The organism is Blastococcus deserti, from assembly GCF_042682525.1.
In the GTDB taxonomy this organism is placed as follows: Bacteria; Actinomycetota; Actinomycetes; order Mycobacteriales; family Geodermatophilaceae; genus Blastococcus_B; species Blastococcus_B deserti.
On sequence record NZ_JBHUHP010000001.1, the window covers coordinates 440,904 to 455,139 of the forward strand.

General features: G+C 73.5%; 13 protein-coding genes. 7 read left to right on the forward strand and 6 right to left on the reverse strand.

What is annotated here, in order from left to right; all coding sequences use genetic code 11:
- Positions 1 to 118: 118 nt before the first annotated feature.
- Both ACFSHS_RS02135 and ACFSHS_RS02140 read right to left on the reverse strand, forming a co-directional pair.
- Positions 119 to 1,075, reverse strand: a complete 957-nt coding sequence (locus tag ACFSHS_RS02135; protein WP_376871156.1) for a glycosyltransferase family 2 protein — start codon at positions 1,073 to 1,075, stop codon at positions 119 to 121.
- A 275-nt stretch (positions 1,076 to 1,350) separates the two neighbouring features.
- Entirely contained in the window at positions 1,351 to 2,736 is a 1,386-nt protein-coding gene (locus ACFSHS_RS02140; protein ID WP_376871158.1) for a hypothetical protein, read from the reverse strand.
- Between the two features lie 216 nt (positions 2,737 to 2,952).
- Between ACFSHS_RS02140 and ACFSHS_RS02145 the strand changes: the two genes are divergently transcribed.
- A complete protein-coding gene (locus ACFSHS_RS02145; RefSeq protein WP_376871160.1) occupies positions 2,953 to 4,059 on the forward strand; it encodes a glycosyltransferase family 4 protein in 1,107 nt (368 codons plus the stop codon).
- A gap of 244 nt (positions 4,060 to 4,303) precedes the next feature.
- Here the strand turns inward: ACFSHS_RS02145 and rfbA are convergent, their stop codons facing one another.
- A complete protein-coding gene (rfbA, locus tag ACFSHS_RS02150; RefSeq protein WP_376871163.1) occupies positions 4,304 to 5,182 on the reverse strand; it encodes a glucose-1-phosphate thymidylyltransferase RfbA in 879 nt (292 codons plus the stop codon).
- A gap of 155 nt (positions 5,183 to 5,337) precedes the next feature.
- Between rfbA and ACFSHS_RS02155 the strand changes: the two genes are divergently transcribed.
- Positions 5,338 to 6,408 (forward strand): glycosyltransferase family 4 protein, encoded by a 1,071-nt coding sequence (locus ACFSHS_RS02155; protein ID WP_376871165.1) that lies wholly within the window; start codon positions 5,338 to 5,340, stop codon positions 6,406 to 6,408.
- 10 nt (positions 6,409 to 6,418) lie between these two features.
- Here ACFSHS_RS02155 and glf read toward each other — a convergent pair whose 3' ends face one another.
- Positions 6,419 to 7,603 (reverse strand): UDP-galactopyranose mutase, encoded by a 1,185-nt coding sequence (gene glf / locus ACFSHS_RS02160; RefSeq protein WP_376871167.1) that lies wholly within the window; start codon positions 7,601 to 7,603, stop codon positions 6,419 to 6,421.
- A 96-nt stretch (positions 7,604 to 7,699) separates the two neighbouring features.
- Here glf and ACFSHS_RS02165 point away from each other — a divergent pair, with 96 nt between their 5' ends.
- The 4 genes from ACFSHS_RS02165 to ACFSHS_RS02180 all read left to right on the forward strand — a co-directional run bounded on the left by ACFSHS_RS02165 (position 7,700) and on the right by ACFSHS_RS02180 (position 10,961).
- Entirely contained in the window at positions 7,700 to 8,668 is a 969-nt protein-coding gene (locus tag ACFSHS_RS02165) for a glycosyltransferase family 2 protein (protein ID WP_376871170.1), read from the forward strand.
- Between the two features lie 40 nt (positions 8,669 to 8,708).
- On the forward strand, positions 8,709 to 9,809 hold the full coding sequence (locus tag ACFSHS_RS02170) for a mannose-1-phosphate guanylyltransferase (RefSeq protein ID WP_376871171.1): 1,101 nt from the start codon (positions 8,709 to 8,711) through the stop codon (positions 9,807 to 9,809).
- A 67-nt stretch (positions 9,810 to 9,876) separates the two neighbouring features.
- Positions 9,877 to 10,605, forward strand: a complete 729-nt coding sequence (locus ACFSHS_RS02175; RefSeq protein WP_376871172.1) for a glycosyltransferase family 2 protein — start codon at positions 9,877 to 9,879, stop codon at positions 10,603 to 10,605.
- A complete protein-coding gene (locus tag ACFSHS_RS02180) occupies positions 10,602 to 10,961 on the forward strand; it encodes a DUF2304 domain-containing protein (protein ID WP_376871174.1) in 360 nt (119 codons plus the stop codon). Before ACFSHS_RS02175 ends, ACFSHS_RS02180 begins: the two co-directional genes overlap by 4 nt.
- A gap of 13 nt (positions 10,962 to 10,974) precedes the next feature.
- Here ACFSHS_RS02180 and ACFSHS_RS02185 read toward each other — a convergent pair whose 3' ends face one another.
- Positions 10,975 to 11,868 (reverse strand): glycosyltransferase family 2 protein, encoded by an 894-nt coding sequence (locus ACFSHS_RS02185; protein ID WP_376871177.1) that lies wholly within the window; start codon positions 11,866 to 11,868, stop codon positions 10,975 to 10,977.
- On the reverse strand, positions 11,858 to 13,132 hold the full coding sequence (locus tag ACFSHS_RS02190; RefSeq protein ID WP_376871179.1) for a lipopolysaccharide biosynthesis protein: 1,275 nt from the start codon (positions 13,130 to 13,132) through the stop codon (positions 11,858 to 11,860). Before ACFSHS_RS02190 ends, ACFSHS_RS02185 begins: the two co-directional genes overlap by 11 nt.
- Before the next feature lie 302 nt (positions 13,133 to 13,434).
- Between ACFSHS_RS02190 and ACFSHS_RS02195 the strand changes: the two genes are divergently transcribed.
- The gene (locus ACFSHS_RS02195) at positions 13,435 to 14,205 is read left to right on the forward strand and encodes an SDR family NAD(P)-dependent oxidoreductase (RefSeq protein WP_376871182.1); all 771 of its coding nucleotides are present in this window, start codon (positions 13,435 to 13,437) and stop codon (positions 14,203 to 14,205) included.
- Positions 14,206 to 14,236: the final 31 nt, after the last annotated feature.

The following is a 14,236-nucleotide window of genomic DNA, read 5'->3' on the forward strand; positions in this document are numbered from 1 at the left end:
ATGTGACGTGGTGGGTCACGAGAAGTCGTCCCACCCACGCTAGCACCGCGCTGAGGGGTGGTCCCGCCGTACGGGACAGGTCCGTGACGTCTGGTGACGCCTGGGACGAGGGAGGCGCTCAGGCCCCGAGAGGGAGGTCCGTGGCCCTCCCGGCCCCAGGCCGGATCCGACGGCGCTCGCGCAGAGCCCACGGCAGCAGCCGCACCGCCGAGGCGAGGACGCGGAGCCGGAGCGACACCCGCAGATTGTGGGGCTCGGCTCCCCGCAGGCGACGGCCGTGCCGGAGGGCCAGGGACGCCGTCGTGAGGAGGAAACGGCCCCATGCCGCCGCCGCAGGGGCCGCGGGCGCGCATCGGACGAGGAGGAGCAGGCGGTTTCGCTCGTTGTGGAAGGCGAACAGCGGCGACATGCGGTCCGAGGTGGCCGCGTGGCGGTGGTGGACGACGGCCGCGGGCTCGTAGCGGATGGACCAGCCGGCCAGGCGGAGCCTCCAGGAGAGGTCGGTGTCCTCGTAGTAGAGGAAGAAGGGCGTCGGAAAGCCGCCCACGGTGAGGGCGGCGGAGCGGCGCAGCAGGGCGGCGCCGCCACTGAACCCGAAGACCTCTGCCGGCTCGGCGACCGTGGCGGGGTCGGCGCCGGCGGCGCGGTCGGCCCCGTACAGCGTCGGCAGGACGACGACGCCCGCGTTGTTGACGACGGGCGGATCGCTGCCGGCCAGCAGCATCAGCGAGGTGACCGCGGCGATGCGGTCGTCGGTGACGATCGTGGCGAGCAACGCCGCCAGCCAGGTGGGCTCGGCGACGGCGTCGTTGTTGAGGAACGCCACGAACTCGCCCGTCGCCGCGCGCAGCCCGGCCTCGGCGCCGCCCGCGAACCCGAGGTTGCGTTCGGTCCGGACCACGCGGACGTGCGGGTAGCGGCGCAAGACCTCGGCGGTGCCGTCGGTGGAGGCGTTGTCGACGACGAGCACCTCGTGCGCGACGGTCTGCCGTGCCAGCGAGTCCAGGCAGTCCGGCAGCAGGTGCGCTCCCTGCCAGGTGACGACGACGACGCTGGCCTGGGGCTCGGAGGGCACGCCGAGGAACCTAGTCAGGTACTCCGGCGACCGGCGAACCAGCGTCAGGCGACGAGCTTCCAGGCGGTGAGTGCGTAGAGGAGAAGCCCCAGTGCCAGGAGCGCGATGCCGCCGCGCCGTCATGCCGCAGGGGTGGGACGGCCGGGGCGCCCACCGCTCCGGCGTAGTGGTCGCGGGCGACGCTACCGACAGATCCGGGCCGGGCCGGTGCCGTGACGGTCACGCCGGAACGGGGAGACAGGCGGCCGTGCCGGGACGTCCGTCCGCGCCCCCGATCAGCGCACCAGGACCCAGGCGGTCATCGCGTAGAAGGCGGCCCCCACGACGAGGAGGACCGTGCCGCCCCGCGGTGTGCGGACCGCGGTGCCGGCCAGCGCCAGCATGCCCGGCACGAGGGAGAGGCCGTACCGCGCGGGGATGCCGAAGTACACGCCGGCGGTGACGAAGTTGACGACGGTCAGGAGCGGTCCGTAGGCCAGCGTCGTGGCGCCCACCGCGATGGCCAGCGCGCGCACCACCGATCCCGGCTCCGAGCGCGCCGCACCCACCACGGCGAGGGCCAGCAGGCCGATGTTGGCGAGGTTGGCGACGATGACCGCACCCGCCGAGCCGGTCATGACCGCCTGGTAGAACTGCGGCTGCAGCGGGGACGTCAGGGACAGCATGGACGTGGCCAGCCACGACGGGTCGAAACGGTCGACGGCCATCAGGACGTTTTGCGGGTTCTCCGACTCGTCCAGGGTCGCCCGCGCGTTCACGACCACCGACCAACCGACGCCGACGACGACCGTCGCGACGCCGAGCAGGCCTACCAGCAGCAGGTTGCGGCGGGTGAGGACGGCGCGTACCCGCTGCCGCGTCGTCGTGCTGTGCTGCAGGGCCCGCACGAGGACGAACGCGCACACCGCGAGGACCACCGCGAGGTTGGTGACCTTGAGCAACAGGGCCACCAGCCCGATCGTAACCGGCAGCCACAGGCGGGATGTGCCCCGGTCCCACCGGATGACGGCCACGGTCAGGGCCGCCCCTGCCGCGAGCGCGGTGGCGTCGTTGGTGACGGTGCTCTGGCTGAGCAGGACGATCGGAGCCGCGGTGAGAGCCAGGGACAAGCCGGCCCGGGTCTGCCACGGGACACCGAGGTCGCGCCACAGCAGCCAGAGCATCCAGAGGGCCAGGACCAGCCACAGGACGCCGGTGAGGCGCATCGCGTCCACGTCGTCGACGACCTGGCCGAGGGCGCGGTCGAGGAGGACGGCCCCTGCGGCGACCGTGTAGTAGGCGGGCGTGTGGATGAAGGCCATGCTCAGCCCGCCGTTGGGCAGGGCCGGCAGGTCTGCCGCGGCGGAGCAGGCGGGGAGCGGCGCGGGGTAGTCGATGGTGCGACAGGTGGTCGCCTCGATCGTCTCCGGCAGCCAGACGTCGCCCGATGCCGGGAAGTCACCCTGCAGCACGCGGTGCACGTAGTCGATGTGCTGGGGCTCGTCGTAGACCGACAGCTGCCGGTAGTTGTCGATGTGCAAGCCCACCAGGACGGTGGCCAGCACGGCCACCACCGCGAACACGACCCACGCCAGCCTGGCCCGGGGGCGTCGCGGGCGCTCGTCCGGCGCCGGCTCGGCGACCGGCTCCCGGGTCCGTTCTCCTGGTGCTGCGCTGCTCATGCCGCCTTCGTCCGCTCGCCCGTGTCCGCACCCGCCCGATACGAGGATGCACGCCGCGAGCCACGGCACCGCAGCGTCGTGCGCCGTGCCGGGCGCGGCGCCGGTGGATCAGACGCTACCGCCCTGCGGCCTCCGGGATCGAGCCGACCGCACCGGCGACCGGCGGCGCCGCCTGTGCCGGGCGCCGACCGCGATCGCTGTCCGTAGGGTCGCCGCGTGCGTGTCGCGATGGTGGTCGAGCAGATCCTGGCGCCGCTGCCCGGTGGCACCGGCCGCTACACCGCGGAGGTGGCCGAGGCACTGGCCGCCGTCGCGCCCACCGGGTGCCGGGTGACCGGCTGGGTCGCTGCGCACCGACGGGTCGGCGCCGCGCGGCTGCGCGGCGTGCGGGGACCCCGGCGGCTGCCGCTGTCGCGGCGGGCGCTCACCCTGGCGTGGGAACGGGGCGTGCCCCTGGTGCCGACCGGTGCCGACGTCGTCCACGCCCCCACGCTGCTGGCTCCACCGCGCGCCGGCCGGCCGCTCGTCGTGACGGTGCACGACGCCGTGCCGTGGACCCATCCGGAGACGCTGACCCCGCGGGGCGTGCGGTGGCACCGGGCGATGGCGGAGCGGGTGGGCCGGTCCGCCGACGCCGTCGTGGTGCCCACGGCCGCGGTGGCCCGGGAGCTGCGCCGCTGGGTCGCGCTGCCGGAGCGCGTCGTCGTCGCCGGGGCCGGGGTGAGCGGCCGGCTCGCCCGCCCCGACGACGCCGCGGATCGCGCGGTGCGGGCCGGGGCCCCGCGCGACGGTTACTTCCTCAGCGTGGCGACCCTCGAGCCGCGCAAGGGTCTGGACGTCCTGCTGGCCGCGCTGGCCGCGATGCCGCACGAGCGCCGGCTGCCGCTCGTGCTCGTCGGGCAGCCGGGCTGGGGCGGTGTCCAGCCGCTGGAACTGGCCCGCGACCTGGGACTGCGGCAGGGGGACGTGGTCGTCCTCGGGCGGCTGCCGGATCCCGACCTGGCCGCGGTCATGGCCGCCGCGGTGGCGGTGGTGGTGCCGAGCCGGGCGGAGGGCTTCGGGCTGCCGGTGGTGGAGGCCATGGCGGCCGGCACCCCGGTGGTGACCTCCGACGACCCGGCGCTGGTGGAGGTCGGCGGGGATGCCACGTTCGTCGCGCCGATCGGCGACGTCGCGGCACTCGCGGCGGCGCTGACCGAGCTGGTCGACGGTCCCGGGCTCCGCCGGGACATGGCGGCACGGGGCCTTGCCCGCGCCGGTCAGTTCACCTGGGAGCGGACCGCGCGGACCCTGTGGGACCTGTACCGCGATCTCCCGCGCTGAGCGTCACCGACCGATCCTGGTCGTGCCGGGGCCGCTGCTCGAGCGTGCCGGTGTGCACTCCGGCCGTCGGGTCGTCACGAGGCCGAGCGGGCCGCGGGGCTCGCCGTCCCCGCGCCGTTCGCATCCGCGCCCGCGCCCTGACCCGGGCTCTCCGGCGCTGCTGGACCCACCACAGCGCCTACGACCCACCCCGCACCGCGGCCGGCTGCGACTACGACAGCGGACCGCAGCTCGACATGGGTCGTCAGGCCGACTGGTCAGAGCGGCCGAGCAGGCTCAGGAGGTAGTCGCCGTAGCCGCTCTTGCGCAACTGCATCCCGAGGGCCTCCAGTTGCGCGTCGTCGATGAAGCCGCGCCGCCAGGCGACCTCCTCGATGCAGCCGATCTTCCAGCCCTGCCGGTCCTCGACGACCTGCACGAACTCGGCGGCCTGCATCATCGAGGTGAAGGTCCCGGTGTCCAGCCACGCGGTACCGCGCTCGAGGACCGTGACCGTCAGCTGACCGCGGCGCAGGTACTCGTGGTTGACCGCGGTGATCTCGAGCTCGCCGCGGTCGCTGGGCTTCACGTTCGCGGCGATGTCCACGACCTGGTTGTCGTAGAAGTAGAGCCCCGGCACCGCGTAGGAGCTCTTCGGCTTCGCCGGCTTCTCCTCGATGGAGATCACCCGGCCCTCGTCGTCGAACTCGACGACGCCGTAGTCCTGAGGGTTGGCCACGTGGTAGGCGAAGACGTGGCCGCCGACCGGGTGGGTGTTGGCCCGGAGGCTCTCGCCGAGGCCGGTCCCGTAGAAGATGTTGTCCCCGAGGACCAGTGCGACCGGCTGGTCGCCGATGAAGTCCGCGCCGATGACGAAGGCCTGCGCGAGACCCTCCGGGCGGGGCTGGACGGCGTACTCGATGCGGACGCCGATGGTGCTGCCGTCCCCGAGCAGCCGCTGGAAACCGGCCTGGTCGTCTGGCGTGGTGATCACGAGGATCTCCTTGATCCCCGCATTCATCAGCAGGGACAGCGGGTAGTAGATCATCGGTTTGTCGTAGATCGGCATCAGCTGCTTGCTGATCGCCTTCGTGATCGGGTAGAGCCGCGTACCGCTGCCGCCGGCCAGGATGATGCCTCGCATCGGGGCAGCGTATCCGTGGGATGACACGCTCCCGAAGGGTGCCGCGGGGCCCCGTAGGCTCGGGTCCTCCCGCCCGCGCAACCCCAGGAGCCGTCCTGCCCGACGCACCCCGCGTAGTCGTCGACGCGACCGCCGTCCCCCCGGACCGGGGCGGGGTGGGCCGCTACGTCGACGAGCTCCTGCCCGCGCTACTCGCCGAGGGTGCCGACCTCGCCGTCGTCGCCCAGGCGCACGATCTCGGGCACTACCGGGCCCTGCTCCCCGGTGTGGACGTGCTGGCAGCGCCGGCGGCGGTCGCCCGGCCGCCGGCCCGGCTGTTGTGGGAGCAGGCTGGGCTGCCGCTGCTGGTGCGGAAGAGCCGGGCCGACGTGCTGCACAGCCCGCACTACACGATGCCCCTGGCGGCCGGCCTGCCGGTGGTCACCACCCTGCACGATGCGACCTTCTTCACCCATCCCGAGGTCCACCTCGCCGTCAAGCGGCGGTTCTTCCGCACCTGGACCCGCATCTCGCTGCGCCGGGCCCGGCGCTGCGTGACGCCGTCGGCGGCCACCCGGGCCGAGCTGGTCCGCGAGGTCGGTGCGGACCCCTCCCGCATCGACGTCGCGCACCTCGGCGTCGACGCGGCCCGGTTCCACGTCCCGTCGGCGGCCGAGCGGGCCGGTGTGCGCGCCCACCTCGGGGTGACCGGGCCCTACATCGCGTTCCTCGGCACGCTGGAACCGCGCAAGAACGCGGCGGGCCTGGTGCGCGGCTGGGTGGAGGCCGTCGGCGACCGGCCGGACCCGCCGGCGCTCGTCCTCGCGGGTGGCCGGGGCTGGGACGACCAGGTGGACGCTGCCATAGCCGCGGTGCCCGACCACCTGACGGTGCTGCGCCCGGGTTATGTCCCGCTGGATCTGCTGAGCGGCCTGCTCGGCGAGGCGGAGCTCGTGGCCTATCCCAGCTTCGGCGAGGGTTTCGGGCTGCCGGTCCTGGAGGCGATGGCCTGCGGCGCCGCCGTCCTGACGACGCGGCGGCTGTCGCTGCCCGAGGTGGGTGGGGATGCGGTGGCCTACACCGAGCCCGATCCGGCCTCGATCGGGTCGGCCCTCCGCGCGCTGCTCGACGACCCGGTGCGGCGCCGGGAGCTGGGTGAGGCGGCGAGGGCCCGGGCAGCCGGATTCGACTGGCGCGCGTGCGCCCGCGCCCACCTGGCGGCCTACCGGGCGGCCGCCGGGGCCTGACCGCCGAAGGTCAGCCCAGGCTTCCGTCGAGCGACCCGCCGCCTTCGAAGAACGGGCGGATGCGGTTGTCGTACATGGTCAGTGCCGAGCCGATGGCCATGTGCATGTCGAGGTACTGGTACGTCCCCAGCCGGCCGCCGAAGAGCACCAGGTTCTCCGCCGCCTCCTTGCGGGCCAGCTCGCGGTAGCGCTCCAGCTTGGCCCGGTCCTCGGGCGTGTTGATCGGGTAGTACGGCTCGTCGTCGGTCCGGGCGGAGCGGGAGTACTCGCGGACGACGACGGTCTTGTCCGCCGGGTAGTCGCGCTCGGGGTGGAAGTGCCGGAACTCGTGGATCCGGGTGAAGGGCACGTCCTCGTCGGCATAGTTCATCACCGACGTCCCCTGGAAGTCGCCGATCGGCAGAACCTCGGTCTGGAAGTCGAGGGTGCGCCAGCCCAGAGCTCCCACGGCGTAGTCGAAGTACCTGTCGATCGGGCCGGTGAAGACCACCGGCACGCCGCCCGGCAGGTCGCCGCGGACGTCGAAGAAGTCGGTCGACAGCCGCACCTCGATGTTCGGGTGGTCGGCCATGCGGGTCAGCCACGCGGTGTAGCCGTCCTTGGGCAGGCCCTCGTAGGTGTCGTTGAAGTAGCGATTGTCGAAGGTGTAGCGCACGGGCAGGCGGGCGATGACCGCCGCGGGCAGGTCGGTGGGGTCGGTCTGCCACTGCTTCTTCGTGTAGCCGCGGATGAACGCCTCGTACAGCGGGCGGCCGATCAGGGAGATCGCCTTCTCCTCGAGGTTGGCGGCCGCCGCGGTCTCGATTTCGCCGGACTGTTCGGCGACCAGCGCCCGGGCCTCGTCCGGGCTGAAGCTGCGGCCGAAGTACTGGCAGATCGTGGCCAGGTTGATCGGCAGCGAATACGTCTGACCGTCGTAGACGCTGAAGACGCGGTGCTGGTAGTTCGTGAACTCGGTGAACTGGTTGACGTACTGCCAGACGCGCTCGTTGGACGTGTGGAACAGGTGCGCGCCGTACACGTGCACCTCGATGCCGGTCTCCGGCTCGGGTGCCGAGTAGGCGTTGCCCCCGATGTGGTGGCGGCGGTCGAGTACGAGCACCCGCTTGCCCAGCTGGCTGGCGGCCCGCTCGGCGACGGTCAGCCCGAAGAAGCCCGATCCGACGACGATGAGTTCCGGAGCGCCAGTCGACACGGGCACCGACAGTACCGGGCGCACGGGCGACCGCCCGGACGCACCGGGGCAGACAGGTGCACCTGGCAGGCCTGGGGAGCGACGTAGGGTCGGGGCGTGACCCAGGTGCCGGCCGACGTCCCGCTGCGGGTGGTCGTCGTGACCTACTCGCCGGGGGAGTCGCTGTCCGGTTTTCTCGACACGCTTCGTGAGGCCACCACCCGCCCCCTCGACGTCGTGCTCGCCGACAACGGGTCCACCGACGGTGCGCCGGAACGAGCGGCGCGGGACCACCCCGACGTCCGGATCCTGTCGACCGGGGGGAACGTCGGTTACGGGGCCGCCGCGAACGCCGGCTTGGCCGACGTGCGAAGCGGCTGGGCGCTGGTGGCCAACCCCGACATCCGGTTCGAGCCCGGTGCGGTCGACGAGCTGTTCGCCGCCGCTGCCCGGTGGCCGCGCGCGGCCACCGTCGGGCCGGCCATCCGCACCCCTGACGGCCGGCTGTACCCCTCGGCCCGCGACCTGCCGTCGTTGACGACCGGCACGGGTCACGCCGTCTTCGGCTGGCTCTGGCCGGGCAATCCCTGGACCGCGCGCTACCGGCGTGAGCGGGAGGAGCCGCGGGAGCGACCGGCCGGCTGGCTGTCCGGATCGTGCTTCCTCGCCGACCTGACGGCCTTCCACTCGGTCGGCGGGTTCGACCCGGGCTACTTCATGTACTTCGAGGACGTCGACCTCGGCGCGCGCCTGGGGGAACGCGGCTGGCTGCACGTGTACGCGCCCTCGGCCGTGGTCGAGCACGAGGGGGGTCACGCGACCAGCCGCGAGCCACAACGCATGCGCCGGGTCCACCACACGAGCGCCCTGCGCTATCTCGCCCGCCGGTACCCCCGGCGCATCCAGGCGCCGCTGCGCGGGGCGCTGCGCATCGGGTTGGGCGCCCGGATGCTCGTGTCGTACGTCAGCGACCGGGTGAACGCGGGCGCCGCGCCCCAGCGGTCGGCCGAGGACGTGCCGCGGGCACGTCGTCGCCCCTGGCGCCGGCGCGAGGTCGGGCCGGGCACCGTGATCGCCCGTCGATGACCCCCGGCCATCACGACCAGGTGAGCAGGGAGACGCCCGCGTGCGCCACGCAGTGATCATGGCCGGCGGCTCGGGCACGCGGCTGTGGCCGCTGTCGCGGGCCGAGCGGCCGAAGCAGCTCCTCGACGTGGTCGCCGGGGAGGGGGGTACCGCGCACAGCCTGCTGGCCGAGGCGTTCGCCCGGCTGCGCGCGGTCCTGCCCGCCGAGCGCATCTGGGTCTGCACCGCGGCCCGGTACGGGGAGCAGGTCGCCGCGGCCCTGCCGGAGCTACGCGCCGACCGGCTGATCCTGGAGCCGGTGGCCCGCGACACCGCGAACGCCGTCGGACTGGCCGCCGCGCTGGTCGAGGCGGCCGACCCGGGCGCCGAGCTCGCCGTCGTCAGCGCCGACCACGTCATCCGGCCGGTCGAGCGGTTCGCCGCCGCCCTCTCGAGCGCGTACGACGCGCTCGCGGTCCGGCCGCGCGCCCTGGTCACCCTGGGCATCCGGCCCAGCTCGCCGGCGACCGGCTTCGGATACGTCCAGCGCGGGGCGCCCACCGGGCTCCCGGGGGTCGCCGAGGCGGCCTCGTTCCGGGAGAAGCCCGACCGGGCCACGGCGGAGGCGTACCTGGCCTCCGGCGACCACCTGTGGAACTCCGGGATGTTCGTGTGGCGGGCCCGCACGGTCCTCGACGCGCTGGCCGAGCACCTGCCGGCGACCGCCGCGGGCCTGCGACGCGTCGTGGCGGCGGCGCCCGGACCTGAACGGGAGGCCGTGCTCGCCGAGGTCTTCCCGACCCTGCCGAAGATCAGCGTCGACTACGCCGTCCTCGAGCCGTCGGCGGCCGAGCCGGGCCGGGTGCTCGTGGTCGACCTGGACGCCGAGTGGCTCGACGTCGGCTCCTGGCCGGCGCTCGCCCACACCCTGGGCAACGACGGGGACGGCAACGCGGTCCACGGCCTCACGGTCCTGGTCGACAGCCGGCGCAACATCGTCTTCAGCGACGACCCGGACCACCTGATCGCCCTCTCCGGGGTGCAGGACTCGGTCGTGGTGCACACCCGCGACGTCACGCTCGTCTGCCCCGTCGGCCAGGCCGAGCAGGTCAAGCAGCTGCTGGCCGCCGTCGAGCGCGACCGCGGCCCCCGCTGGTCCTGACGGCGCTCGGCGCAGCGGGCAGCCGATGAGGACGCCCGGTCGCCGCCCTCACCTACCATGCTCCCCGATGAACCCGACCGTGCGGCCGCCCGACACCGTCCGTGGGGACCTTCCACCGACGGCTGTCGTCATGCCCGTCTACAACGAGGCGTCGGTCGTCCGGCGGGTGATCGCCGAGCTCGTCGACCTGGGGCTCACGGTCATCGCCGTCGACGACGGCAGCACCGACGACTCGGCGGCGGAGATCGATGCCGCGGGCGCCATCCGGGTCAGCCATCCGATCAACCTCGGTCAGGGTGGCGCGCTGCAGACCGGCTTCCTGGCAGCCCTGCGGTTCACCGACGCGAAGTACATCGCCACCTTCGACGCCGACGGTCAGCACCAGGCACAGGACCTGCTCGGCATGATCGCCAAGGCCCAGGAGGGCTACGACGTCGTCCTGGGCTCGCGGTTTCTGGACGGGAAGACGGAGATGGGCGGACTCCGGCGGTTCCTGCTCAAGACGGCCACGAAGGTCCTCAACCGGCGCAGCAGGACCAAGCTGACCGACGCCCACAACGGGCTCCGGCTCATGACCCGGGACGTCGCCGCCCGGATCGACCTCGCGCACATGGGGATGGCGCACGCGACCGAGCTGGAGCAGGTGCTCACCCAGTCCGACTACCGGGTCACCGAGTACCCGGTGCACATCCTCTACACCGACTACTCGAGGTCGAAGGGACAGCCGCTGCTCAACAGCGTGAACATCCTGTTCGACATCCTGTTCCACCGCGTCAGCACCTGGAGCCGACGGTGATCAAGCTGCTGCTGGTGCCGGCAATCGTGCTGGCTGTGGTCTTCTCGCTGCGTTCCCGTGCGTCCCTGCGCGGTCAGGCCCGACGCAAGATCCTCGCCGTGCTGACCGTCGTGGCCGGCGTCCTGGCCGTCCTCTTCCCCGGCATCCTGCAGGCCCTGGCGGACTTCGTCGGGGTCGACCGGGGCACCGACCTGCTGCTCTACATGCTGGCCGTCGTGATCATCTACCTCGTCGGCAGCACCAGCGTCCGCTTCCGCGAGCAGGAGGCCCGCCTCGTGCGCCTCTCCCGCGAGGTCGCGCTCACCGAGACCGAGGCCCGGCTCATCGCCCGCGGGCAGCCCCCCGGCCGCCCCTGAGTCGTTGGACCGGTCAGTGGCCGACGCCGCCGAAGACGTGCCGGGAGAGGTTCCGCATGCCGACGCGGTGTCGCTGCCGCACGGCGGCGGGCAGGTAGGTGAGGGCGTGCAGTCGTGAGGAGACGTGGAGCCGGGCGGCGCGGGCGGCCCGGGACCAACCCCGTGCCTGGAGCTCGCCGGCCACCGTCAGGAAGTACTCGCGCTCCTCGACGAACCGGGTGCCCTCCAGCGCGCGCCAGGACGAGTCGCTGCTGCTGTGCCGCCGGTAGGCGAAGCACACGGTCGGGTCGACGACGAGGCTCTCGCCGCGCTGGAGCAGGTCCATGACGAGGGCCAGGTCCTGCACCACGTTGAGCCCCTCGCGGAAGCCCACCTCGCGCACCTTGGCGACGGAGAAGCACAGGGCGGGAAAATAGAGCCAGTTTCCCTTGAGCAGGCTCGCGGCAACGTCCTCCCCGGAGAGCTCCACGGGTCCGTCGGTCCGCGGCGCGTACACGCGCTTCACGCGGTCCGCCAGCGAGTGCGCCGGTCGTCCGTGCTCGTCGACGACCTCGACCCCCGGCTGGATGACCGCGGCGTCGGGGAAGCGTCGGCGGGCCTCGCGCAGCACCGACACGTAGTTCGGGCGCAGCAGGTCATCGGCCCCGAGCACGGTGACGTCGTCCGCGGTCGCCAGTGACAGGCACTTCTCGTAGTTCTTGTTGGCGCCGAGGTTGGTCTCGTTCCGCAGGTAGCGGATGCGCTCGTCGCCGAGCGTGGCGAACCAGCCCGGGATCGAGTCGTCGGGGTACCCGTCGTCGACGACGGTGAGCCGCCAGTCGCCGTCCGTCTGCGCCTGCACGCTGGCGACGGTCTCCTTGAGCAGCCCCGGATCCCCGTAGAAGGGCACCATGAACTCAAGACTCATCGCCTTCTCCAGACCGCCCCGTCGGTGGGGCGCTTCGAGATGCCGGGGACGTCCCGGCCGAGGATAGGGAACGGTCGCCGCGTCCCCGGCGCCGCAACAGGCGGAGGGTGCCGAACGGCGACACCAGCTCGTGGAGCAGGAGAGCCGCGGCGGTCGCCAGGGCCGAGACCAGCACGACGTCCCGGGCGGTCTCGGCGAGCAGCGTGAGCCCCGTGACCTGGAGGACCGCGGCGCCGGCCGTGAGCAGCACCGTGCGCCGGTTGCCGCTGGCCAGCGCCACCATCAGGTGCACCTGCAGCAGCGAGGCCAGGGTCATGACCGCCGCGATCGGCGCTGCCAGCCCGTAGGCCGCGCTGTACTCCGGGCCGAACACGACGGTGACGAGCGAGGACGGCGCGACGAGGATGGCGCCGGTCACCAGGAGACCCGTGCCCAGGGTGGCGGCGAGGGTCGACAGGGCGGGCCCGCGGATGTCCAGCCCCGACTGGAGCCGGGACGTGACCTTCGGCAGCAGCACGAGGGCCAGCGCCGACGGGGCGTAGAGGGCGATCTTCCCGAGCAGCGCGGCGGAGCTGTAGAGGCCGGCGTCGGTCGCGTCGAGGACGATCTTCGCTGCCAGGACGTCGGCGTTGGTCAGCGAGGCGAACGCGGTGAGGGCAGCGAGCGCGGGCAGCGTGCCGGTCAGCGCGACGGGGCGGCCGTGGCCGTTCCTCAGCGCGCGCCAGAGCACTGCGAGGACGCCGGCCAGGCCCAGCACCGTCACCGCGACGAGCGCCCCCAGCGCCCCGGCCACCCCCGCGACCGCCACGCCCGGCAGCAGCACGACCGGGCGGAGCGCCCCCTGCGGCCCGGCCAGCACCGCCCCGACCGCCCCGAAGAGCTCCCGCCCCTGCAGGGGCCCCAGGCCGACCTGCAGTCCCAGTCCGAGGACCAGCCACACGGCACCGGTGAGCCACACCGACCGCGCTGACAGGTCCAGCACGGCGACCGCAGCCGGCGTCGCGACGAGCAGGACGGCGAGCAGGCCGGCCTGGAGGACGGCGAGGCGTCCGGCCAGCCAGCGGGCGAGGCCGTCGGCCTCCTCGGACCGCCCGGCCGCGATGAGGGCGGCGGTGTCGCGAGCGACCGCGGCCTGCACACCGCTCGCCGGCATGAAGGCGATGGTGGCCAGCGCCGTCATGGCGCTCACGTCCGCGAACTCGGCGGGGGACAGCGCCCGGGCAGCCAGCACGTAGAAGAGGTAGTTCCCGATGTGCCCGACCATCGAGCAGGCGAGGACCAGCAGGCCGGCCCGGGTTCCGCCCGACCGCAGGAGGCCGAGTACCCGGGCTCGGACGCCCGTGCCGCGGGCGTCGTCCAGGCGATGCCCCTCGTGGTTGCTGGCCGTCGGGTCCTCCGGGAGTCGCGGACGTCGGCGAACGCACGCCGGACGCCCAGGTGCGAACGGGGCGCGTGGGCTGCGGGGTGCCGCACCCGGCGGCGCGGAGCAGACCTGGAGCGAGGCTACGTGGCCGGCTGGGACGGCCTCACGTCGCCGCGGGGAGGCACCCGCTAACGTCCGCCGCCATGAAGAGCTTCGACGTCGCAGCCGTCGTCACCGGAGGAGCCTCCGGGCTCGGTGAGGCCACCACCCGCGCCCTGGCCGCCCGGGGCGCGGCCGTCACGGTCCTCGACCTGCAGGAGGACCGCGGGCGGGCCCTGGCCGACGAGCTCGGCGGGCACACCACGTTCGTGCGCACCGACGTGACCGACGAGGCGTCGGTGCAGGCCGCGATCGCCGAGGCCACCGGCAAGGACCGCCCGCTGCGGATCGCGGTCAACTGCGCCGGCATCGGCTGGGCGCAGCGCACGGTGGGCCGGGGCGGGGAGCCGCACGACCTGGGCGCGTTCACGAGGACGGTGATGGTCAACCTGGTCGGCACCTTCAACGTGCTCCGGCTGGCGGCCGCGGCGATGGCCGAGACGGAGCCGGGTGAGGACGGCGAGCGCGGGGTCGTCGTGAACACCGCCTCGATCGCGGCGTACGACGGGCAGATCGGCCAGGTCGCCTACGCCGCGTCCAAGGGCGGGATCGTCGGTCTCACCCTTCCCGCCGCGCGCGACCTCTCCAGCGTCGGGGTGCGGGTCTGCACCGTCGCCCCGGGGCTGGTCGACACGCCGCTGCTCGCCGGTCTGCCCGAGGAGGCGCGGACCGCGCTGGCCGCGGGCATACCTTTCCCGAAGCGGCTGGGCCGGCCCGACGACTTCGCCCAGCTGGCGCTGGCGATCGTCGAGCACGGCTACCTCAACGGCGAGGTGATCCGCATGGACGGCGCGTTGCGCATGGCGCCGCGCTGAGCCGCGCCACCATGAGCACTTGACCGCACCA